Below are 21,905 nucleotides of genomic sequence, written 5' to 3' on the forward strand. Positions count from 1 at the left end.
ACCTAAATATTTCGCATAATATTATATTTCCCGCCATTTTTTAATTTTTTGTTCTTTGCCTCTAATAGTTTACAAAGACTATTATGTAGGCGTTTTTTGAATCTTATTTAAATATGTTAATGATAAAAATATATTAAATGCCTATTGTATTTAATATATAGAATGTTAGAATTAAGTTAATGAAAATGATTATCAATGTCACTTTCATGTAGTTTTGTAGCATTTTCTCCGAAAGGTTATAGGTAAGTCATTATGAAATTCTTCTTCAGTAGTACATTTCTATTTATTATTTTACTGTTATTAACAATTCTTTCTCTATTTATTGGTGTCAGTAAAGTATCAATCACTGATATTTTCCACTTAACCAAAGCGCAAACGAACATTATCGTTTCAAGTCGTATACCTAGAACAGTTAGCATTTTAATTTCTGGGAGTACTTTAGCGCTTGCAGGGTTAATTATGCAACAAATGATGCAAAATAAATTTGTGAGTCCAACGACTGCTGGAACGATGGAGTGGGCGAAATTAGGTATTCTCATTTCGATGATTTTTTTCCCGCAAGAAAACATTTTGATTAAACTCATTTTTGCTGTTGGTTTAAGCATTTGTGGCACATACGTGTTTGTGAAATTAGTACAATATATTCGTTTCACGGACGTTATTTTCATTCCGTTACTTGGTATTATGCTTGGCGGTATCGTTTCTAGCTTATCAACGTTTGTTGCCTTACAGACCAATACGGTACAAAGTATTGGTAACTGGTTGAACGGTAACTTTGCGATTATCACTAGTGGCAGATACGAAATCTTATACTTAAGTATTCCGTTATTATTTCTTACATATATATTTGCCAATCATTTTACTATTGCAGGAATGGGCAAAGACTTTAGCAGTAACTTGGGTGTTAATTACGAAAAAATCGTAAATATAGGATTGTTTATAGCAGCGGTCATTACTGCAATTGTTGTGGTAACCGTAGGAACTTTACCTTTCTTAGGGTTAATCGTCCCAAATATCGTGTCAATTTTTAAAGGTGATAACTTGAAAAATGCACTGCCTCAAACGGCGTTGTTAGGTGCAATCTTTGTAATGTTCTCTGACATTATTGGTAGAGTTGTCGTTTACCCGTATGAAATCAATATTGGTTTAACTATCGGCGTCTTTGGCACTATTATTTTTATAATTTTGCTGATGAAAGGACGACACAATTATGCAAATTAGTGATAAAACAAAATTACTCTTATTAGTGTTGTTAACGATAATCGTCGGAGGGCTTTATCTTATCGTAGGCATCAACTTTGATATTTTTGAGTATCAATTTTTCAGCCGTTTAAGAAAATTATGCTTAATGCTTATCGTCGGAGGGGCTATAGCAGCATCAGTAGTTGTATTCCAAGCGATTACAAATAACCGCCTATTAACACCTTCGATTATTGGTCTCGATGCCATCTATATGTTTGCAAAAGTATTAATCGTCGTTGTGTTTGGAGTGCAATCGGTGTTAGTGACAAATACGTATTATAGTTTTCTTATTACGTTGGTAGTGATGGTCGCATTTTCATTATTTCTGTTTCAAGGCATTTTTCGAATGTCTAACGTCTCGGTCTACTTTATTTTATTGATCGGCGTTATTTTGGGAACATTTTTCAGAAGTCTGACAGGATTTTTAGAATTAATTATCAATCCTGAAGATTTTCTAGCCGTTCAAAGTTCTATGTTTGCTAACTTTGATGCATCTAATAGTAAGTTGATGTTGATATGTACAGTGATACTTATTGTCTTAGTACTAATTACCGTATATTTTATTCCTTATTTAGATGTACTGCTATTAGGCAGAAGTCAGGCGATAAATTTAGGTATTTCTTATGCTACGTTGACGCGTCTATTACTTATACTTGTCGCAATACTCGTTTCAGTATCGACTGCATTAGTTGGGCCAATTACTTTTTTAGGATTACTAACGGTTAACTTAGCGCGTGAAATGCTAGGGACTTTTAAGCATAAATATATCTTGCCTGCGACGATTTGTCTGAGTTGGTTAAGTTTATTTATTGCACAAGGCATAGTCGAAAATTTATTTGAAGCAACGACACAGGTTAGCATCATTATCGATTTAGTCGGTGGTAGCTACTTTATCTACCTATTAATTAAAAGGAGGCATACAAATTGATCAGTATTAAAGGTCTTAACAAAACGATTCAAGATAAGCCAATTTTAAAAGATATTAATGTAGATATTAAAAAGGGTCGCTTAACTTCTATGATTGGTCCTAATGGTGCCGGTAAAAGTACATTGTTATCGATTATTACACGCCTTACAGAATGTGATGATGGCGAAGTGACAATCGAAGGTCAGGCGATTCATGACTATAAAAGCAATGACTTAGCTAAAAAATTATCTATTTTAAAACAAACGAACCATACAGAATTAAATATTACGGTAGAGCAATTAGTAGAATTTGGACGTTTTCCATATTCTAAAGGACGTTTGAAAAAGGAAGACAAAGAACAAGTAGAATACGCGCTCGAAATCTTGCAATTACAAGAAATTAGAGATCGCTATTTAAAAACATTATCTGGTGGACAAAGACAACGTGCATATCTTGCCATGACGATTGCACAAAATACAGATTATATCTTGTTAGACGAACCGTTAAATAATTTAGATATGAAACATTCCGTACAAATTATGCAAACGTTACGTCAGCTTGCAAGATCATTAAATAAAACAATTATTGTCGTTATTCACGATATAAACTTTGCTTCATGTTATTCAGACGACATTATAGCTCTGAAAGACGGTGAAATTATCGAAGCAAATGAAAAAGATGAAGTGATTCAACCTACCGTCTTGAATACTTTATATGATATGGAAGTGCGTATTGAAGAAGTTATGGGCCAACGTATATGTATATACTTTGACGAAACATCAGTGGATGAAGCGACATATTCAGCCCAAACCATCTAAATATGGCAACGTGCTTTGAAGGGAGTGAGGCCACTTTAAATTTATTACAAGTTTAGGGTGTATATCAGGGGGACAGTTTGTAAAAAAATTATAGAGGAGTTTAGATATGAAGAAATATGCTTTAATACTTATTGTAGGTTTAATGGTTTTATTAGCAGCTTGTAACAACAATAAATCAAGTGAGGATAAATCAACTAAGTCAGAGTCAAAAAATGACACAGTGAAGATTGAAAATAATTACCAAGCAAGCGGTGAGAAAAAAGACGGTAGTGACGCGAAAAGTGTCAAAGAAACTGTTAAAGTACCTAAAAATCCTAAAAACGCAATTGTGTTTGATTATGGTGCACTAGATACATTGAAAGAATTAGGCCTTGAAGATAAAGTTAAAGGAGTTCCCAAAGGTGAAGGTAACAAATCATTACCAGACTTCTTAAGTGATTTTAAAGATGATAAATACATAAATACTGGTAATTTAAAAGAAGTTAATTTCGACAAAGTAGCAGAAGCAAAACCGGAAGTTATCTTCATTTCTGGTCGTGTAGCAAATCAAAAAAATCTAGATGAATTCAAAAAAGCAGCACCAAAAGCCAAAATTGTATATGTTGGTCCTGACGATAAATTTAGCGTAGATTCAATGAAAGACAGCGCGAAAAAATTAGGACAAATTTATGGTAAAGAAGACAAAGTTAAAGAGTTAAATAAAAAATTAGACGATAAAATCGCTAGCATCAAAGAAAAAACTAAAAAATTAAAAGACGACAAAGCAATGTTCTTATTAGTTAACGAAGGCGAATTATCAACATTCGGTGCAGGACAACGTTTCGGCTCTGCTATCTTTGATACTATGGGCTTCAAACCTGCTGATAACAAAATTAAAGGCAGCACACACGGTCAAAACATAACAAATGAATATATTGCACAAAAAAATCCAAGCATTATCTTTGCGATGGACCGTGGCCAAGTCGTAAGTGGTAAATCAACTGCGAAGAAAACATTAAGCAATGACGTAATTAAAAATGTAGACGCAGTGAAAAACAATAAAATTATCGAATTAGATCCTAAGCTTTGGTACTTCTCAACTGGTTCAACAACAACATTAATAAAACAAATTGACGAAGTTAAAAAAGCACTAGATAAAAAATAATAGCATAGCGCATCTTCTAATAAGTACACATAAATGAATAAACACCCTGCAAAGAGTCTAGTTGATAAGACAAATGTAGGGTGTTTGTTATTATTTAGTAGCACATTCAAAGCAATACAAGTGATTGTCTTGGTAGACACCATTAAGAAAACCATCCAAGCAATATACATTTTTATGACACCGTTCACATTGACCGACGAATTCTTTCATATTAACACCTCATCATATATGAAACCTTTATTTGAAGACTTTGTGAATATTTATAATCAATATTATGAATTTAAAATTAAAAAATAGCTTCACCGGTTGAAAGTAACTCATATCAGTATTATAAAGGAATTAAGTTGCTATTTAATTAACAGTTGTTGGAATAATTTAATTAAAGGAGTTAATAATTATGAACAAAAGATACGTTAAAGTTTTTGTTTTATATGCATTATGTAATGTCATTCCACAATTACTAACAAGAAGTTTCAAAGTTAAAAAGTCACTACATCAAATATTATTAGGTTATACATTATTTGCACTCGGGCTCAAATACATGACTTATTTAAAAATGGATAAAAAATAATATAAATGAAGAGACGCAGTAATAACAATACTGCGTCTTTATTTATTTTCTAATATTTCTTTTAGAACGACTGCTTGATTATGTTCTGTATCCTTTGCTGCATATAGCAACACAATATCGTTATTTGAACGCGCAATCTCTTTTAATTCATCGAGCGCCTCTTTTTGTTCATCATTTTCACGCAATTCCTTTTCATACTTTTCTTTAAATGCAGCATAAAGCTTTGGATCATGATTAAACCATTTTCTTAATTCACTCGTCGGCGCAACTTCTTTCAACCAATGGTCCAGATTGGCATCCTCTTTAGAGATACCTCTAGGCCAAACTCTATCCACAAGAATACGTGTCCCTTTATCATTCTTCGCATCATAAATTCGATTAATAGTTACTGTCATCTTTATCACCCTCTATTAATACATTACCCGGAAAATAAAAATTAAAGGGTAGATAATAAAATTAAATTTGTAGAAAATAGCATATAAAAAATCTATATAACGAACCTGCAAGGATAATGAGTTAACGATAAGCAGATTGAAAATTTTAATGTGAAATTTAATCAAGCAGTGCGTTTAAAATTTTAAAATTGACATGTTTCGATATATCGTTTATAGTAACGATATATCGAAACTATGAAATGTATTTACAAGATTTATTGAAAAATAAAGGAGAGATTAAATAATGAATAAAGAATCAAATGAAATTACAATTATCGGTGGAGGCATTGGTGGATTAACATTAGCTCGAATTTTATACGTTAAAGGAATTCCTGCAAAAGTATATGAATCAGATGCTTCACCAAATGCGCGTACACAAGGTGGCCAATTAGATATTCATGATTATAATGGCCAAATAGCACTAAAAGAAGCAAAGTTATGGGATGAATTCACTTCTATAATTCATGAAGGTGCTGACGCTGTACGATTTTTAGATACTGATGGGAACATACTATTAGACCTTCCAAGCGATGATTCAAATGTGCGTCCAGAGGTTTTAAGAGGAGATTTAAGAAAAATATTAATAAACTCTTTACCTTCAGATATGATTATATGGGATAAAAAAGTTCGTAATGTTCAAGAGATAGCAGACGGAAAATATCAAGTTGATTTCCAAGACAACACTTCTATAGTAAGTAATATTCTCGTGGGTGCGGATGGTGCATGGTCAAAAGTACGTAAGGTATTAACAGATGTTAAACCTGAATATGCGGGAACTACATTTTTAGATGCTTATTTATATAATGTTGATGAAAAGTATCCAGCAACAGCAAAAATTATAGGTTCAGGATCTTGTTTTGCACTATCTCCTAATAAAGGCATGACAGCACATCGTGAGCCTAATGATACGATTCATACTTATATTCAATTAAATTGTGCAGAAGAGTGGATTAAAAACATCGATTTTTCAGATAAACAAGCGTCAATTGATACTATCTCATCACAATTTGAAGGATGGGCGCCAGAACTATTGTCATTGATAGTTGATAGCGAAACTCAAATTGTACCGCGTATGATTTATGCACTACCAGATAAACATCGTTGGACTCCTAAATCTGGTATTACACTTATTGGGGACGCTGCACATTTAATGGCACCATCTGGAGAGGGAGCAAATTTGGCAATGATAGATGCGTATGACCTAGCTAATGCTATTGAAAATAATTACAATAATATTGATACAGCAATTGAGGCATATGAAAATAAAATGTACCCTCGTAGTGAAGAAGAAGCTATAGAGTCTCATGAAGCATTAGATAACGTGTTAGGAAAAGATAGTCCTCATAAACTTATATCATTTTTTAAAGAAAATAATTAAGGTTCAAAACAAACAAGTAAAATATTTTAAAATTTTACATTCAGACAATAGTTGTTTTTGAATCCACTAAAGGACTCCTTATTCAATAAGGAGCCCTTTTTAGTATGAGTTATGGTAAACCAAGAATTTGTTAATTTCCGTATATAATATCTCAATAAATTTATTATCAGGATGGACAGTGGATAAAAAGGGGCTAATTTAATATAGATAGTTCAAAGCAATCTTTTAATATAGTATACATATCTTTGGAATTTGTAAGTATTTTAAAAAGTATTCATCTTAAAAAATAAATCTTCTAATATAATGATTGAAAATTATGGAGGAGTGCCTCACTCTGTCTTAAGGAAAATTAAAATTTATAATTGATTAAAAACATGTTGCTTGCACTACTTCGAATCCTACTCTCACCGTTAACATCAGTCAATCAGGTCTTTTTAAGGACTTGGGTTTCTTTTATGTTATAATTAATGTAATACTACTATAAATTAGAAAAGAAGGTAGGCTTACAATGTATTTCACGCAATTAAAAGTTGATGAATTTGAAGATTTTATTAGTAATCATGATGCTCACTATACACAAAGTTTTAACCATTATAATTATAGAAAACAACATAAAAATGATGTGCATTTAGTCGGTGTTAAAGATGAAAACAATAAAGTAATAGCAGCTTGCCTTTTAAATGAAGCACGTTCACTAAAGTTCTTTAAATATTTTTATACTCACCGTGGACCTGTTTTAGATTTTACAGATTATCAATTAGTAAGATATTTTTATAAAAATTTGACTAAATATTTAAAAAAACATCGTGGTCTGTATGTTTTAACTGATCCATATACATTAGAAAATATAAGAAATACTCAAGGTGAAATAATAGAAAGTTACAATAATCAACCTCTTATAAAGACTATGGAAAGTCTAGGTTATAAGCATCAAGGATATACGGTAGGTTATTCTCAAATAAGCCAAATTCGTTGGCTATCTGTTTTAGATTTAAAAAATAAAACAGAAGAAGAATTATTACAAGACATGGATTATCAAACACGAAGAAACATTAAGAAAACATATGAGATGGATGTCCAAGTTTGTACACTTCCCATTGAAGAAACAAATAGATTTTTTAAATTATTTAAAATGGCCGAAGAAAAGCACGGTTTTAAGTTTAGAGATGAGAACTATTTTGAAGAAATGCAAAACATTTATAAAGATAATGGGATGTTAAAACTGGCTTATATTGACTTGTCAGAATTGTTAATAAAACAAAATAACCAACTAGAAAAGTTAAATAATGATTTAGAAAATATTAAAGATAGCTTAGAGAGTAATCCTAATTCAAAAAAAAGTAAAAATAAGTATGAGCAAAATTTACAACAAATAAAAGCGCAAAAAAAGAAAATAGATGAAACAGAAACGTTAATCAAAACTGATGGAACTATACTGGATTTAGCAGCTGCACTTTATATTTATAACGATTATGAAGTTTACTATCTTTCAAGTGGCTCTAACCCTAAATATAATAAATATATGGGGGCCTATAGATTACAATGGGAAATGATAAAATTTGCGAAAGAAAATAATATTGATCGTTATAATTTTTATGGTATAACAGGAGATTTTAGTGAAAATGCTGAAGATGCAGGTGTACAAAATTTCAAAGCAGGATTTAATGCACATGTAGAAGAATATATTGGAGATTTTATTAAACCAATACGACCATTATTTTATAAAATATATTCATTAATAAAATAATATTCTATACGTGAAGAGGTGCGAACTGATGAACAAGAGATTGAGCTTAACAATGAAGTAGAACACCATCTGAAAAGTGATTTTGGAGTCAGTCGTTTGTTTGGTAATTAAATATATTAAAAAGGCACGACGAGTTTATAAATTCGTCGTGTTTTTTATGTGTATAGAACTTCTGATAATTCAACGGTTATGTTAATTAATAATATAATAGTAGTAATTTCTAATTGGTTTGACTCACAATTTTCAATAAATAAGTGCTCTCTATTTAATATTAAATTCACACTATAATATAAACAAAATCTTAATGAAATTTACTGTTATTTAAGATATTAAATTAAAATTCAGGGAATTGTATAATGAAAAAGTATGAAAGGGGTCTTAACGAATGTCAGATAAATATAGTTCAATGACTGAATTAGAAGATAAAACAGAAGAAGGCGTAGATTGGGAACGTAGTACGCGTGAAAAAAATAGTGCTGTTTTGATATCAGCTATTCATGGAGGGGCCATTGAACCAGGAACAACTGAAATTGCTGATTTAATTTCGGAAAAAGGCGGCTTTGATTTTTATAACTTTAAAGGTATAAAAAGTAAAAATAATGAAGAACTACATGTAACTTCCCATCATTACGATGAACCGGTATTAAACAAATTAATTGCTGAAAAAGAATATGCTTTAGCCATCCATGGTTGTAAAGGTGAAGATGAGGTGGTTTATATCGGTGGGAAAGACGACGAAATACTATCTAAGTTAGTTAAAAATTTCCAAAAAATAGGTGTTAAAACTGAGGATTCACCTTCTAATTTATCTGGGGTAAATGACAATAATATTATTAATTGTTGTAAATCAGGTGCAGGTGTACAACTTGAATTGACGTCTGGATTAAGGAAGAAATGTTTTAAAAATGCTAAATACAATAAAAAAAGTAGAGAAGATAGAGAAAATTGGAGCGACTTTATGGATGATTTTACAAATCAAATAGTCGCAGCATTTGAAAGGTAATATTCATTACAAATTACAGCAACTGTATTTGAAATATTGAAGTGGTAAAAAAGCAAGTAAAACTCTTAAATGATTTTGCATCCTTTCCACTATGGTGTTATAATACATTCAACAAGGATTATCAGGCATGTATGCACCAAATCCCCTTACTATGGCCGTAGTAAGGGGATTTTTTGGTGTGACTAGTCGCCTATTTGTCATTACGCTTGCGTAGCCAATGCGCGAATAGCGCAATGAGACAACCACTTGCTGCTGTAGTCATGATGTTTACAAAGATTTCAGACATTGTGTATACACCTCCTCTCTTCGTCAAATTGACGCCTGAGAGATAGGCGACGTCTTTATTATACTATCAATAATGGTACTAAAAATTTTTTATTTCAGATCCTTTTTTAGAGAATTAGCAACCCATTCGATTAATAATAATAAATATTAAATAACAAAAATTAACTAAAAGTTTAACATTATTAAAATAAAATTGAATAATGTTAAACTTTGTGGTAACTTATATTTAAGGAGTGAATATATTGAAAACCAATGATATTCCTAAATGGATGATGAATTTAGAAAAAGAAGATTTTGAGTTTATTAAAAATTTTGTTGTTAATTCTGGATCTCTAAAATCACTAGCTAAATATTATGAAGTGTCATATCCAACTGTGAGAAATAGATTAAATAGTGTGATAGAAAGAATAGAGTCTGCAAAAGACAATGAAGAGAGTTCATTAGTTAATTATGTAAGAAAGTTAGCTATCGAGGAAAGATTAGATTTGAACGACGCTAAACAATTATTAGAAATATATAGTCAGGAAAAGGAGATTGAGTGAATTTGAGTAATTTATTAACATTTTTACCAGCAATTTTATATGCCGTATTATTTGCGATACAATATTTTTTATCCAAGACTGAAAGAAGGTAATAGGTGGAATTGTGCCTGTATTATTTATAGTAGCAATAGTGATTTTATATACGACAGGTAAATTGGGATTAAATATTTGGGGAACTCTTATTTTTGGTGTAATAGGATTATTATTCTTATTAGGTCAGTGGGATAGTGCTCAAAAAGATAATAAAGAGAAAGAACAAAAAGAATTAAATAAAATGAAAGGCAAAGATTTAAAGTGATTTTTAAAAGGACTAGACAAACTTTAAAAAAGATAGTGGTATTTTAACATACCAAAGCTTCAAGTATAGAACTTTGTTTCAGTAAATTGTTATATAAGAAATATTTGAAGTGGTAAAAAAGCAGTTAAAAAAGCAAGTAAAACTCTTAAATGATTTTGCATTCTTTTCCACTATGATGTTATAATACGTGTAACGAAAATAAGTAATCACTTATACACAATCCTCTCACTATGCCAGTAGTGAGGGGATTTTTGTTGGTGTGGCTAAATGTCGCCTATTTTTTATTGCGTTTACTTAGCCAATAAGTATAGTACGCAATGGCATAGCCACTGATGACTGGCGCTATGATGTTAACGAAAATAAGTATCACTTTATACACCTCCTCTCTACGTCAATTGACGCATGAGAGATAGGCGACGCCTTTATTATACCATCTGAAAATATACAAATGTATGTACTTCTGATAATCATCAATTATGTTAACTTAAAACACGAGAATAAGAACTGATATTAGGGCGTTTATCCTCGTTAGAGAGGTTTGGCAAGTATTGGATTTGCTAGCTACTGACGTGGCAACAGCACCTGACGGTTGGGGGAAATCTCCTAAGCCCTTTATCTTTTTGCTAAAGTAAAAATGAATGAATAAAAAACTACTCACCATTAAAAAAGATTATTCATCAATTAATACATTTTTTAACTCTTTCATAAATATTTGAGCAGCCTTTGAGAAATGATGGCTCTTACGCCATACAATATTATGTTTTGCAACTAAAATAGGTTGAAAAGGCACAAAACACAAATTACTTTCTGATGAAGTGTTTATAATACTATCTAAAGTTAATACATACCCAATCTCTTGTTGAGCTAGCAAACCTGCATTATAAGCTAAATTAAATGTAGCAACGATATTTAATTGTGAATATAATTCTCCGAACCACCGAATAAACTCATTACTCTTTTGGTTAGTATCAATTGCTTGTCTAGAACAAATGAGAGGCAATTTTGATACTTCTTCTTTTGTGATACATTCTTTTCGAGCTATATGACTGTCTCTTCTTGCAATTACGCCCCATTGGTCATAAGTCGGTAAACTTAAAGATTCATATTTATTTAAATTTACAGGTTCGATAAAAATGCCAAAATCAAGGAATCCTTTATCTAGACGATAGGCAATGTCTTCAGCATTACCACTAAAAATATGTAATTTGATATTGGGGTAATTAATTTGAATGCGCTTGAAAATATCAGCTATGTATTTCATACCTTTTGTTTCTCCACATCCTAAATAAATGTCACCCTCTATAGGTTTATCTATAACTTTAAATTCTTCTTGGATTTTATTAGACATATCCAATAATTCTCTAGATCTTCGATTTAGTAATTCTCCTTCCTCTGTCAAACTAATATTGTGATTCTTTCTATTAAACAATTTAACATCTAATTCTTCTTCCAATTGTTTGAGTTGTCTAGATAACGTAGGTTGTGTGATGTGCAAAGTGTTTGCTGCTTTTGTAATATTTTTTTGTTGTGCAACGATTGAAAAGTAATGTAAGACTCTTAATTCCATATCATACCCTCCATATAAATGATGCTTTTAAAGCATTTCTTAAAATAAGAAATAAGCATTAGTCATTTCTATCAGTATAACCTATACTTGGAAATATCAAAAATTAAATGGGGAAAGCAAATGAGAAATAAAAAGTTAGTAATATTAATATTAACAATTGGTGTTTTTGGAATATTAAATACAGAAATGGGATTTATCGGTTTGATTCCATACATTTCCAATCAGTTTCACGTAAGCGTATCCATGGCAGGATGGGTTATATCTGGATTTGCTATTGGCATTGCTATATCAGGTCCTATTATGCCGTTATTATTATCTAAAATTGAACGAAAAAAAGTGATGATTTTTATACTTATTATTTTTGTAATAAGTAACGCCGTCGTATTATTGACTAACAACTTTTCAATATTGTTACTAACTAGAATCATTCCAGCTATATTTCATCCTGTATTTATATCATTGGCTTTTTCTGTAGCTGCTGATTCAGTTGATGAGAAAGATACACCAAAAGCAGTTTCACGTATTTTTATAGGTGTGTCAGCTGGAATGGTATTAGGTGTTCCAGTAGTTAACTATTTAGCTTCTAATTTTAATTTACAATTAGCATTATTGTTTTTCTTTGTAGTGAATTTTGCAGTCTTAATATTGGTATTCATATTTGTACCAAAAATGCCAGTATCTTCAAAATTAACTTATGGAAAACAATTAAATATCTTAAAATTTCCGCTAACATGGATTTCTATTATCGTATCATTTTTATTTAATGCTGCTATATTTGGTGTTTATAGTTATTTTACTGACTTTTTAAGTTCAGTTACTCATGCTGAAGGATTAATGGTCACACTTATTTTATTCATTTATGGTATATCAAATATTATAGGTAATATCATTGCAGGTCATACCTTAACAAATTATCCTAAGCAAACGTTGGTAGTTCTACCATTTTTATTAATAGGATCATTCTTATTAATGTTTATATTTGGTGAATTTAGTGTTTTAATGATTATTATTTCAGTTATTTTAGGTATATTAGCTGGCATGACTGCTAATGTTACTCAATATGTTATTACTTCATCAGCGCCTGATGCACCAGATTTATCAAACGGCATATTTTTATCTTCCGTTAATTTAGGTACTACAGTAGGAACTTTTTTAGGTGGTATATTAATTAGTATCTTAGGTTCAAATTTTGTAGTTGGTGTAGGTATTATTATAAGTTTGCTTAACCTTGTTTTTATTTTTACTCGAATTCATATAACTAATAAAAAAGGAGCTGTCGCTAATGAAAAATAATTACACATTTTCATTAAATAGTAATGTCACTCGTCAAAAAGTAAAATTTCAAAATAGATATGGTATTGATTTAGTAGGAGATTTATATATACCTAAGAGCGAATCGCAAAAAATCAGTGCTTTAGTTGTTTCTGGACCGTTTGGAGCTGTTAAAGAACAAGCATCGGGATTATATGCGAATGAATTAGCTAGTAGAGGGTTCATAACTTTAGCATTTGATAATAGTTTTACTGGTGAGTCTGGTGGAGAAGTAAGAAATGTTGCATCACCTGAAATTTTTACTGAAGATTTTAGTGCTGCTGTCGATTATTTAACAACTTTAGATTTTGTAGATAATGAAAAAATTGGTGCAATGGCTATTTGTGGTTTGAGCGGCATGGCTATTACAGCTGCAACTGTTGACTCAAGAATTAAAGCAGTCGCTACAGCATCAATGTACGATATGTCTAATTCTATTGGAAAAGGATATAAAAATAGTTACACGTTTGATCAAAGATTAGAAATTATTGACTATTTATCAAAACAACGTTCTAAAGATATTACAAATGATAAATACGATATTGCGCCTCATGAGTTGAATTTTGATGATAATGGTAATTTAATGACACCACCACAAATCTTACCTGATGAACTTCCGGATAATCCAGATCCTGTATTAGAAACGTTTTTTAATTATTATAAAACGGAACGTGGTTATCATGAACATTCAATTAATTCGAATAGTGCATGGACAGCAACAACGCCATATAGTTTCTTTGCATTTGATATGTATAGTCATATCGAGTTACTCAAGGATAGGAAAGTTTTATTAATTGCTGGTGATAATGCACACTCTAAATATCATTCTGAAGAGGTTGCTAACTTAATTCCAAATCAAACTGAGTTAGTGATTATATCTGATTCAGATCACTGTGATTTATATGATAAAAAAGAAAAAATCCCATTTGATAAATTAGATTCGTTTTTTAAAGAACTATAGAATTCCGTACTCTAACGTTAAATTTAACCAACAATTACTATTTATACTTTATTCTCCAGGAATAAAGTATAAATATATATTATTGTAACTTGTTTATCTTATAGAATATATTAATATAACAAAACAACCTTTTCTAAGTAAGAAAACACAACATTTTATACTGATATTACGATGATTGGTTACCTATTTACCAATAAACTATAAGAAAATAATTGACAATTAAATATCTTAAGAATCAATTGAGTGACGTATCTAAAGAAAAAATATATGTAGTTTACGATTGAACTGGAGGAACTACTTTAGGAAAAGAAGCATTGTTAGAGTTATACAAAAATAATTATGAAGCTTATGAATTAGCTGGAGCGTTAGAAGGTTGGAAAGGTATGAAATTACCTTTAGAAAATGTTGTATAGTCACTAAAACCTTTCTTTTTTTAACCTTCATTTGAGAGAGAATTAGAGAGTCAAATAAAAGGTGCTTCTGTATATATTGACTTAAATGTTAGTTACTAAAGAAGAGCATCATATTAATATAGGACTTCTTTAGTAATATTTCCTTTCTGTGGTTACTTCATTTATAACCCCCTTTAATGTCCAATCATATAATAAATGTGCCATAAACTCTGGACTATATTTCACATTGTTATCTAACCATGAACTTATTACGCCAATATGTGCAGATGTAATATAACTAAATAATATTTCTTTGGGAATATTATTATATTGATTTAAATCTACGATATTATCTACCAGTTCTTCATATATTTTCTCTTCTACGATATTTTGCAAACGTCTTCTGAATTCTGGTATCCCTTTATCACTTAACATTACTTTAAAAAATTCTTTATGATCATATATATATTCAAATAACTTTATAAAAGAAGGATGTGCATAGATTTTATCTTTTTTCTCTATTATTTGTGAAGCTGCATTATCTTTTACATGTACAATTAATTCTTCTAAAACATCATTAATAACACTAGAGTAGAAATCTTGTTTGTCTAGGTAATGTAGATAAAATGTTCCTCTTGTCAATTTTGCTTCATCTGCAATATTTTGCACAGTAATTTTGTTTAAGTCTTTCTTATTAAGCAATGTAATAAGGGCATTAATAAAATATGCTTTTGTTCTTTTTGCTCTTGGATCCATAGATTCTTTTTTATTCATATTTAATCTCCTTGTCTAAGATTTAAGAATTTATTTACATTTTAAAGTAAATTGAGTTTTAATGTACATTATTAAAAATAATGTACATTGAACTAATTGTTATTAATGATATAATTTTATATACAAGATGTCTACTAGTAAACACTTTGTATATAAAATAAGGAGTGATATTATGTCAAAAGGTATTATTGATGTTCATCATCACATTATTCCAAAAGAGTATAAATTAGCGCTACAAAGAAGTGGTATTGACGACGCTGGAGGCATGCCTATTAAAGATTGGACACCTGAGGACAGTATAGAAATGATGGACCGTTTAGGCATAGAAGTAGGTATAGGATCAATTTCTGATCCCGGTTTAATCCCTTTAAATGAACAAGATAGAAAGCAAACTGCACGTAAAATCAATGAGTTTCAAGCTGATTTAATATCTAATTATCCAAATCGTTTTGGAGGATTTGCGTTACTACCGTTACCTAATATTGAAAATGCTATAGAAGAATTAAAATATGCTTTAGATGATTTGAAATTGGACGGTGTGGGATTACTTTCTAATTATAATGAACATTTCTTAGGAGACCCTATTTTCGAAGAACTTATGAGTGAACTTAATAAAAGAGAAGCTATAGTTTTTATCCATCCAAGTGCTGCACCTAAAGACATGCCAAGACCTCAATTTTTAACAGTTGATTTCATGGCAGAATTTACTTTTAATACAACACGAGCTGCAGCCAATTTAGTACTAAGTGGAACAACGGAACGTTACCCTAATATTAAATTTATTCTAGCTCATGCTGGTGGAACACTCCCTTATTTAAAATGGAGAATTGGGCAATCGTATCGTTGGATGAAAGAAACATTAGATGAAAATGATTATGTAAAATTAAATAAAGAACCAGAAGAGTATATCGCTGATTTTTATTTTGAAACAGCCATATCAACACAACCAGCAAGTTTTGAAGCATTGAAAGATACAACAGAAGAATCACATATTTTATTTGGTAGTGATGCACATTATGCGCCAGAAAATTGGTCGGAAAAAATGGTGGAAAGATTAGAAAACTATCAAAATTTCAGTAATAGCCAAATTAAAAATATTGAAAGAAACAATGCTTTAAGATTATTTAAAAGATTTGAATAATTTGTTTCCAACACTCTATAAAAATTTTTCAGAGTACTTTTCTTCTATACCTAGCATACCAACAAATATTATTGCTGAATTATGTTCATCATAGATAGCCCTTAATTGTTCATTATTAAGAAGAAATTGGGTTACGAAATGATAAAGAGACTCCTATTAAAAAGGAGTCTCTTTTAATGTACTTTATTATAGCAGAGGCTTATGGTTTTAATTTCCTAATAGGTTCGTTTTTAAGACAAAATTTCAATAGTACTAAACAAAAAGTTTCACTTTCCTTTTTATATTGCAGTAATTTTCTTTAATATTCTATATATTGTTGCGTTTCTTTTTTAGAAATAGCTATTTTTGCCGCATTAAGATATTTAATGCTACTAAAAAATTTAAATAGAGTATATTTCTGATAATGGTCTATTATGTAAATTAAAAAGCTGAACCGTTAACTATATAGCTAACGGTTCAGCTTTTTATTTATATTTTGATTATTAACCAACATCTTTAAGGTTACAATGAAACTGATTAATAATGTGATTGATGCTGTAATCCATAAAATTTTATACCCTTGAATTGAATTTCCATAATTATTACTTATTGTTATCACAAAAGAAGATATTGCAGAGTACAAGGCAATACCTAAATTTTGAACCATTCTTTGTAAAGATCCTGCCGTAGCTTGTTGTGATTGTTTTACTAAATTCAATAAACTTCCTGTATTTATAGGTAAATAAATACCACAACCTATACCAAACATCGTTAATAAAACAATTAATTGCCATATTAATATATTATCTTGAATTAAACCTATTATTAAATAAGTTAATCCCATAAGCATGATACTAATCATTAAAAGTGATTGATTATGAAATTTATTAATTAACTTATTAGAAAAGTGAGATGATATAACCATACCTAAAGGGGCCGAAAGATTTACAAAGCCAACAATTAATGAATTCAATTTTAAATTTTGTTCTATATAAAAAGGTGGAATAACAAAACCTAAAGCCATAGATCCACCTAAAGTAAATATGCCATATAATAAAGATAATAAATATTTATTACTTAACCAAGATAAAGGTACTAACGGATTCATAATTCTTTTCTCGTATTTAATGAAGGACCACAATGATAATAAACACACCGCTATAAGTATTAATGCTACTTTAGATTTTAAAAAAGTTATAGCCAAAATTAATGTCGATAACATAATAATTAATAAACCATTACCTAAAAAATCAAAATTTAATTTTCCCGTTTTTTCTTTTATGTTTTTCATTAGAAACTGGTTAATTACTATGATGAGCAAAACAAAAGGTATATTAATTAAAAAAAGCATAGGCCAGCTACTAAAATTTAATAAAAAACTCCCTAAACTTGGACCAAATATAGGACCAAGTCCTATAGCTATACTGAATATACCTAAAGCTTTCCCTTGTTTTTGGTTAGAAATTTGTGTGCCTATTAATGCTGCGGCTGTTGCTTGAACCATAGATGCGCCTATTCCTTGCATCCCTCTAAAAGCAATAAGTAAAAATTCAGTAGAAGATAAAGCGCATAATAAAGATGAGAAACCGAATAAAATAACCCCTAAATTAAAAATTTTCATCTTGCCAATCGCATCTCCTAATTTACCAAACATTATGATAAAAGATACTAACATAAGGGTATATAAAGTGACTGTCCACATTAGTATAGTCAAATTTGAATCGAATTCTTTTGTTAATGTAGGCAGTGCTACGTTGATAATACCAGTATCTAGTGTTGATAAGAACATACCTAGACATGTAACGAGTACTATTAATTTTTCATTAGTTGTATTAATAATTTTCATAACAAAATTTACCTCCTCACATTTTAACTTAAGTATAATGAATAAATAGTTAAATGAAGGCCGAAGTAAATCATTGTTATAATAGTTCAAATAATGAGGTGATAAATATGAATGTGTATGACAATATTACTCAAACGGCTAAATTAATAAGTGATGCCACAAGAATGTCTATGTTAATGGAATTATCAGGTATGCATTCTTTAACAGCAAAGGAGTTAGCAAAATCTGCTAAAGTTTCGCCCCAAACAGCAAGCTCTCATTTAAAAAAATTGATTGAAGGTAATTTAATTATATCGAGGAAACAAGGTAGACATAAATACTATCAACTTGCTAGTGAAAATGTTGCTCAAGCAATTGAATCTATTGCTAATATTTCAGGTCCTTTAGTGGCTAACTCATTAAATAGCACTTCTAAAAAGAAAAAGTTAGAATTTGCCAGAACTTGTTATGGACATTTAGCAGGAGAATTAGGTGTTGCCATTACAGAAGGCTTAATTAAAAAGGGATACTTACTTGAATCTGATAGCACTTACTATAAACTTACTAAATATGGGAAAATATGGTTTGAAAATTTAGGTATTAATATATCAAATTTAAATATCCAAACTGATTACCTTGCTTTGCATATTGACTGGACGATGAGAAAAAATCACTTAGCTGGTCCTCTATCTTTAGCTTTGACTAAACATTTTTTAAATTCAGGATGGATAAAAGAAGGAAACATGAAAAGAGAAATTATACTTACTAGATGTGGCGAAGCATTTTTGTATAAAGAATTAGGAATAAATTTATAAAAGTGTTTTAACAATTGCTGTTAATATTAAATTTAATTGCTAATACATGGATGAGGTCGTTATAAACGGTCATTATTGAGAAAAAGAATATAGAAAAAAGAGAGCGTTTTTACGCTCTCTTTTCTTGTCTTATTATTAAAATCTCATAATAGATGAATAACATATAATTTAGGACGCTGTGAGAAGCTCTCATTTGCATTAACAATCCATTTATCAAGATAATCCCTTATCATGTTTAATTCTGTAAACAGTTTGTCTTGTAATATTTACTTCTTTCGCAATTTTACTAATGGCTTTGTTTCTTCTAACATTTCGACCACTCTATGATAAATAATTCGTTTTTGAGGATTTTTCGCGTTCGGCGAATAAAGTAAAGGACGGCTTTTATATACACCTTTTTCTTTCGCAACTTGAATCCCTTGTGCTTGTCGACGTTTACTTTCATTTCTTTCTTGTTCTGAAACCATTGCTAAAATTAGAACGATTAAATCTTTCATAAACTCATCCAGTAATAGGTTACCAATTACTTCATTCATCATAGTTACGTCCCAAACGTTCAATAGACTCCACAACGAACCGATCTCCCATTCTTGCAAAATTAAGGGCTTTTTGAAATACAGGTCTATTTTCCACTGACTTCTCGGACTGTTTCTCTGTAAATATTCTCTCCACGCCAAACGTCTTTAAATTATCCAATTGTCTTTCTAAATTTTAATCTATCGAAGATACTCGCACATAGCCTATAATCATTTATATCCACTTCAACATTAATATACACCCTAATCATACATTTTAATTGCGATAATTTTAACAATTTATTTTGTTCGTTTAGGGTGTGCATATAATTAACGAAATATTAATTATGTAAATGTTGCATTGAAAATAATTTTAAGAACACTATTTCAATAGCATTTACATTACACTCACAGGATATTAGAGAAACTGTATTTGAAATATTGAAGGTGGTAAAGAAGCATTCAAAAAGCAAATATAACTCTTAAATGATTTTGCATTCCTTTCCACTATGATGTTATAATACTTTTAACAAAAGCTTCGTGCATATATGCACCAAACCCCTCACTATTGCGAGTAGTGAGGGGTTTTGTTGGTGTGGCTATTGTCGCCTATTTACTTATCGTTACGCTTACGTAGCCAATACGCAAACAAAGTAACGATGCAACCGCTGATGACTGTGGTCGTGATGTGAACAAAAGCTTCGCACATTGATATACACCTCCTCTCTACGTCAATTGACGCCTGAGAGATAGGCGACACCTTTATTATACCATCTGCGAATGTACAAACTTATGTACTACCTATAAATTGGAATATATGAAAACAAAGTTAAAAATCACAATAAAAAGTGCGTCTAATGAATTGTCATTAGGCGCACTTAATTGATTTAAGGATAGAATATTCTATTATATCTATTCAATTATTTACTTTTTAACATATATGCTAAAACGCCGATTAAACTAAATGTAAATACGGCGAAGACGATGTTCATAATTACTAAAGTTTCGATAATTACTGAATCTTTGCCTAAGCGTTCAAATGCGTTTTGCTGCATTTCTTGTTGTGTATTCCAATCTCCGTCGGCGCGTGAAGGTTTTTCTTCTATATCTTTTTCCATTCTGTCATCAATTTTACTCATCATGAATCCCTCCATTTTGTTACTTGTAATTATTTTCCCTATAAATGTAGCGCTAAATCATCACAGTAAAAATTAAGTTATTCACAATATTTTAATGGCTTATAAGTCTGACTCTAACTTTTTAATTGTCACATCTAAATCAAAATAATCATTTAATAACTGGCGATAGTTGTTAGAAGTTACATTGTGTCGTTCTTTATGACCTTGTTTTGTTAAAGTTAGATGATTGAATGACATGGTAGCTCTGCCAAACGATTGTGGCTGAGTCACGAGTAGGCGCTGTACGAAAATAGATTCTGGGTTCGATTGGTTATAATCGATATTGTCTTCAAATTCATCAATAGATCTCGGTACTAATTCTGCCTCATATAACGTTTGCCATTGGTCGTCTATTAATTTTTGGAGGTGAACATTGTTTTTTTCCATTAATATAGCACGAAATTGACCACTAATATCTATAACTGGTTCTGTGTTTTCTATAGTCGTTATGCGTAATGCTTTTAATGGTAAGTCTCCGAAACCAACATCAGCAATATATTGTTCGTCGTCAATTGTTACAAGTGTAGACATGTGAGAACCAGGACGGCTGCGTCCACCATCGGGTGTATGAATCGTTGCTGACACACTTTCTGCAGTATAACCTTGTTGGATTAAATAATATTTAAATAATGTGTTTAGTTCATAACAAAAGCCGCCACGATTTTGATTAACCACTTTGTCGAAAAGGTGATTAATGTCGACCGAAATAGGTACGCCGTTTTGTACATCTATATTTTCAAAAGGCACAGTGAGCATAAAGTGTTGTAAATAATAATGAAGTGCATCTAATGTAGGTGTGTCATACATGTTGTTGTCAATTTTCAAATGTTTTTCGAATACTTTGATATTCATAGATAATAACCTCCTGATTTAATGGTTATTGTAATATCTTCAGATTATAACGTTCGTTTTCGGATTACAACTAGAACGATTTAAAATTATAGGTTTGAAAACATTTAAATAGGATAAAAGAATAAAAATTATTATTTTATTAATCTACATAATAGTTTTTTGACACTCAAAACAATAAAATTATAAAAATTGTAGTTGAGTCGTAAATTTAGATAACACATAAAAT

At 30.3% G+C, this 21,905-nt stretch carries 23 protein-coding genes and 2 pseudogenes; 15 read left to right on the plus strand and 10 right to left on the minus strand.

What is annotated here, in order from left to right; genetic code table 11:
• Positions 1-252: 252 nt before the first annotated feature.
• From ISP08_RS01260 to ISP08_RS01280, 5 genes are all read left to right on the plus strand, one after another.
• Positions 253-1,221 carry an ABC transporter permease gene (locus ISP08_RS01260; RefSeq protein ID WP_048793945.1) on the plus strand — a complete coding sequence of 323 codons (969 nt, stop codon included), beginning with the start codon at positions 253-255 and terminating at the stop codon, positions 1,219-1,221.
• Complete coding sequence (locus ISP08_RS01265; protein ID WP_195719059.1) at positions 1,211-2,170, plus strand: iron chelate uptake ABC transporter family permease subunit; 960 nt, start codon at positions 1,211-1,213, stop codon at positions 2,168-2,170. Before ISP08_RS01260 ends, ISP08_RS01265 begins: the two co-directional genes overlap by 11 nt.
• Positions 2,167-2,967 carry an iron ABC transporter ATP-binding protein gene (locus tag ISP08_RS01270; protein ID WP_048793943.1) on the plus strand — a complete coding sequence of 267 codons (801 nt, stop codon included), beginning with the start codon at positions 2,167-2,169 and terminating at the stop codon, positions 2,965-2,967. Before ISP08_RS01265 ends, ISP08_RS01270 begins: the two co-directional genes overlap by 4 nt.
• Before the next feature lie 106 nt (positions 2,968-3,073).
• Positions 3,074-4,111, plus strand: coding sequence for a ferrated catecholamine ABC transporter substrate-binding lipoprotein SstD (locus ISP08_RS01275; protein WP_195719060.1), 1,038 nt, complete (start codon positions 3,074-3,076; stop codon positions 4,109-4,111).
• Positions 4,112-4,502: 391 nt separating this feature from the next.
• Positions 4,503-4,682 (plus strand): hypothetical protein, encoded by a 180-nt coding sequence (locus ISP08_RS01280; protein ID WP_048793941.1) that lies wholly within the window; start codon positions 4,503-4,505, stop codon positions 4,680-4,682.
• Positions 4,683-4,720: 38 nt separating this feature from the next.
• Here ISP08_RS01280 and ISP08_RS01285 read toward each other — a convergent pair whose 3' ends face one another.
• On the minus strand, positions 4,721-5,077 hold the full coding sequence (locus ISP08_RS01285) for a DUF488 domain-containing protein (RefSeq protein ID WP_195719061.1): 357 nt from the start codon (positions 5,075-5,077) through the stop codon (positions 4,721-4,723).
• A gap of 283 nt (positions 5,078-5,360) precedes the next feature.
• Here ISP08_RS01285 and ISP08_RS01290 point away from each other — a divergent pair, with 283 nt between their 5' ends.
• The 3 genes from ISP08_RS01290 to ISP08_RS01300 all read left to right on the plus strand — a co-directional run bounded on the left by ISP08_RS01290 (position 5,361) and on the right by ISP08_RS01300 (position 9,244).
• The gene (locus tag ISP08_RS01290; protein ID WP_195719062.1) at positions 5,361-6,494 is read left to right on the plus strand and encodes an FAD-dependent oxidoreductase; all 1,134 of its coding nucleotides are present in this window, start codon (positions 5,361-5,363) and stop codon (positions 6,492-6,494) included.
• Positions 6,495-7,002: 508 nt separating this feature from the next.
• The gene (locus tag ISP08_RS01295) at positions 7,003-8,241 is read left to right on the plus strand and encodes an aminoacyltransferase (protein ID WP_195719063.1); all 1,239 of its coding nucleotides are present in this window, start codon (positions 7,003-7,005) and stop codon (positions 8,239-8,241) included.
• Positions 8,242-8,626: 385 nt separating this feature from the next.
• Positions 8,627-9,244, plus strand: coding sequence for a poly-gamma-glutamate hydrolase family protein (locus tag ISP08_RS01300; protein ID WP_195719064.1), 618 nt, complete (start codon positions 8,627-8,629; stop codon positions 9,242-9,244).
• A 190-nt stretch (positions 9,245-9,434) separates the two neighbouring features.
• On the opposite strand, the gene ISP08_RS01305 is transcribed toward ISP08_RS01300, so the two are convergent.
• Positions 9,435-9,530 (minus strand): type I toxin-antitoxin system Fst family toxin, encoded by a 96-nt coding sequence (locus ISP08_RS01305; protein ID WP_152906113.1) that lies wholly within the window; start codon positions 9,528-9,530, stop codon positions 9,435-9,437.
• Between the two features lie 241 nt (positions 9,531-9,771).
• Between ISP08_RS01305 and ISP08_RS01310 the strand changes: the two genes are divergently transcribed.
• Both ISP08_RS01310 and ISP08_RS01315 read left to right on the plus strand, forming a co-directional pair.
• A complete protein-coding gene (locus ISP08_RS01310) occupies positions 9,772-10,071 on the plus strand; it encodes a DUF2089 family protein (RefSeq protein WP_195719065.1) in 300 nt (99 codons plus the stop codon).
• A 103-nt stretch (positions 10,072-10,174) separates the two neighbouring features.
• A complete protein-coding gene (locus tag ISP08_RS01315; RefSeq protein WP_229294154.1) occupies positions 10,175-10,369 on the plus strand; it encodes a hypothetical protein in 195 nt (64 codons plus the stop codon).
• 274 nt (positions 10,370-10,643) lie between these two features.
• On the opposite strand, the gene ISP08_RS01320 is transcribed toward ISP08_RS01315, so the two are convergent.
• Both ISP08_RS01320 and ISP08_RS01325 read right to left on the minus strand, forming a co-directional pair.
• The gene (locus ISP08_RS01320; protein ID WP_195719066.1) at positions 10,644-10,739 is read right to left on the minus strand and encodes a type I toxin-antitoxin system Fst family toxin; all 96 of its coding nucleotides are present in this window, start codon (positions 10,737-10,739) and stop codon (positions 10,644-10,646) included.
• Between the two features lie 300 nt (positions 10,740-11,039).
• Positions 11,040-11,936 carry a LysR family transcriptional regulator gene (locus tag ISP08_RS01325; RefSeq protein WP_195719067.1) on the minus strand — a complete coding sequence of 299 codons (897 nt, stop codon included), beginning with the start codon at positions 11,934-11,936 and terminating at the stop codon, positions 11,040-11,042.
• A 120-nt stretch (positions 11,937-12,056) separates the two neighbouring features.
• On the opposite strand from ISP08_RS01325, the gene ISP08_RS01330 reads away from it, so the two are divergent.
• The 3 genes and pseudogenes from ISP08_RS01330 to ISP08_RS01340 form a co-directional block, all read left to right on the plus strand.
• Positions 12,057-13,229: an MFS transporter gene (locus ISP08_RS01330; RefSeq protein WP_195719068.1), complete on the plus strand. Its 1,173-nt coding sequence runs from the start codon at positions 12,057-12,059 to the stop codon at positions 13,227-13,229.
• Positions 13,219-14,208 (plus strand): alpha/beta hydrolase, encoded by a 990-nt coding sequence (locus ISP08_RS01335; protein ID WP_195719069.1) that lies wholly within the window; start codon positions 13,219-13,221, stop codon positions 14,206-14,208. The genes ISP08_RS01330 and ISP08_RS01335 overlap by 11 nt, the downstream gene beginning before the upstream one ends.
• A gap of 221 nt (positions 14,209-14,429) precedes the next feature.
• Positions 14,430-14,621, plus strand: a pseudogene (locus ISP08_RS01340) (rhodanese-like domain-containing protein); the annotation flags it as partial.
• A gap of 129 nt (positions 14,622-14,750) precedes the next feature.
• On the opposite strand, the gene ISP08_RS01345 reads toward ISP08_RS01340, so the two are convergent.
• Positions 14,751-15,374 carry a TetR/AcrR family transcriptional regulator gene (locus tag ISP08_RS01345; RefSeq protein WP_195719070.1) on the minus strand — a complete coding sequence of 208 codons (624 nt, stop codon included), beginning with the start codon at positions 15,372-15,374 and terminating at the stop codon, positions 14,751-14,753.
• A 172-nt stretch (positions 15,375-15,546) separates the two neighbouring features.
• Between ISP08_RS01345 and ISP08_RS01350 the strand changes: the two genes are divergently transcribed.
• A complete protein-coding gene (locus ISP08_RS01350; protein ID WP_195719071.1) occupies positions 15,547-16,515 on the plus strand; it encodes an amidohydrolase family protein in 969 nt (322 codons plus the stop codon).
• 448 nt (positions 16,516-16,963) lie between these two features.
• Here ISP08_RS01350 and ISP08_RS01355 read toward each other — a convergent pair whose 3' ends face one another.
• Positions 16,964-18,340 carry an MFS transporter gene (locus ISP08_RS01355; protein WP_195719072.1) on the minus strand — a complete coding sequence of 459 codons (1,377 nt, stop codon included), beginning with the start codon at positions 18,338-18,340 and terminating at the stop codon, positions 16,964-16,966.
• A gap of 107 nt (positions 18,341-18,447) precedes the next feature.
• On the opposite strand from ISP08_RS01355, the gene ISP08_RS01360 reads away from it, so the two are divergent.
• Positions 18,448-19,134 carry an ArsR/SmtB family transcription factor gene (locus tag ISP08_RS01360; RefSeq protein WP_195719073.1) on the plus strand — a complete coding sequence of 229 codons (687 nt, stop codon included), beginning with the start codon at positions 18,448-18,450 and terminating at the stop codon, positions 19,132-19,134.
• 213 nt (positions 19,135-19,347) lie between these two features.
• Here ISP08_RS01360 and ISP08_RS01365 read toward each other — a convergent pair.
• The 4 genes and pseudogenes from ISP08_RS01365 to ISP08_RS01380 form a co-directional block, all read right to left on the minus strand.
• Positions 19,348-19,830 (minus strand): annotated as a pseudogene (locus tag ISP08_RS01365) (recombinase family protein).
• A gap of 432 nt (positions 19,831-20,262) precedes the next feature.
• Positions 20,263-20,358, minus strand: a complete 96-nt coding sequence (locus tag ISP08_RS01370; protein WP_195719074.1) for a type I toxin-antitoxin system Fst family toxin — start codon at positions 20,356-20,358, stop codon at positions 20,263-20,265.
• 211 nt (positions 20,359-20,569) lie between these two features.
• Complete coding sequence (locus tag ISP08_RS01375) at positions 20,570-20,788, minus strand: hypothetical protein (protein ID WP_048793701.1); 219 nt, start codon at positions 20,786-20,788, stop codon at positions 20,570-20,572.
• A 99-nt stretch (positions 20,789-20,887) separates the two neighbouring features.
• Positions 20,888-21,679, minus strand: a complete 792-nt coding sequence (locus ISP08_RS01380) for an arylamine N-acetyltransferase family protein (protein WP_195719075.1) — start codon at positions 21,677-21,679, stop codon at positions 20,888-20,890.
• Positions 21,680-21,905 lie beyond the last annotated feature (226 nt).

The organism is Staphylococcus lloydii (genome assembly GCF_015775975.1).
In the GTDB taxonomy this organism is placed as follows: Bacteria; Bacillota; Bacilli; order Staphylococcales; family Staphylococcaceae; genus Staphylococcus; species Staphylococcus lloydii.

Excerpts from the sequence above, each read along its gene's own strand:
- ISP08_RS01330 (WP_195719068.1), top strand. The coding sequence starts at position 12,057 with ATGAGAAATAAAAAGTTAGTAATATTAATATTAACAATTGGTGTTTTT.
- ISP08_RS01370 (WP_195719074.1), bottom strand. The coding sequence starts at position 20,358 with ATGTGCGAAGCTTTTGTTCACATCACGACCACAGTCATCAGCGGTTGC.
- ISP08_RS01360 (WP_195719073.1), top strand. The coding sequence starts at position 18,448 with ATGAATGTGTATGACAATATTACTCAAACGGCTAAATTAATAAGTGAT.
- ISP08_RS01265 (WP_195719059.1), top strand. The coding sequence starts at position 1,211 with ATGCAAATTAGTGATAAAACAAAATTACTCTTATTAGTGTTGTTAACG.
- ISP08_RS01285 (WP_195719061.1), bottom strand. The coding sequence starts at position 5,077 with ATGACAGTAACTATTAATCGAATTTATGATGCGAAGAATGATAAAGGG.
- ISP08_RS01275 (WP_195719060.1), top strand. The coding sequence starts at position 3,074 with ATGAAGAAATATGCTTTAATACTTATTGTAGGTTTAATGGTTTTATTA.
- ISP08_RS01355 (WP_195719072.1), bottom strand. The coding sequence starts at position 18,340 with ATGAAAATTATTAATACAACTAATGAAAAATTAATAGTACTCGTTACA.
- ISP08_RS01305 (WP_152906113.1), bottom strand. The coding sequence starts at position 9,530 with ATGTCTGAAATCTTTGTAAACATCATGACTACAGCAGCAAGTGGTTGT.
- ISP08_RS01300 (WP_195719064.1), top strand. The coding sequence starts at position 8,627 with ATGTCAGATAAATATAGTTCAATGACTGAATTAGAAGATAAAACAGAA.
- ISP08_RS01325 (WP_195719067.1), bottom strand. The coding sequence starts at position 11,936 with ATGGAATTAAGAGTCTTACATTACTTTTCAATCGTTGCACAACAAAAA.
- ISP08_RS01290 (WP_195719062.1), top strand. The coding sequence starts at position 5,361 with ATGAATAAAGAATCAAATGAAATTACAATTATCGGTGGAGGCATTGGT.
- ISP08_RS01295 (WP_195719063.1), top strand. The coding sequence starts at position 7,003 with ATGTATTTCACGCAATTAAAAGTTGATGAATTTGAAGATTTTATTAGT.
- ISP08_RS01375 (WP_048793701.1), bottom strand. The coding sequence starts at position 20,788 with ATGAGTAAAATTGATGACAGAATGGAAAAAGATATAGAAGAAAAACCT.
- ISP08_RS01350 (WP_195719071.1), top strand. The coding sequence starts at position 15,547 with ATGTCAAAAGGTATTATTGATGTTCATCATCACATTATTCCAAAAGAG.
- ISP08_RS01335 (WP_195719069.1), top strand. The coding sequence starts at position 13,219 with ATGAAAAATAATTACACATTTTCATTAAATAGTAATGTCACTCGTCAA.
- ISP08_RS01380 (WP_195719075.1), bottom strand. The coding sequence starts at position 21,679 with ATGAATATCAAAGTATTCGAAAAACATTTGAAAATTGACAACAACATG.
- ISP08_RS01260 (WP_048793945.1), top strand. The coding sequence starts at position 253 with ATGAAATTCTTCTTCAGTAGTACATTTCTATTTATTATTTTACTGTTA.
- ISP08_RS01345 (WP_195719070.1), bottom strand. The coding sequence starts at position 15,374 with ATGAATAAAAAAGAATCTATGGATCCAAGAGCAAAAAGAACAAAAGCA.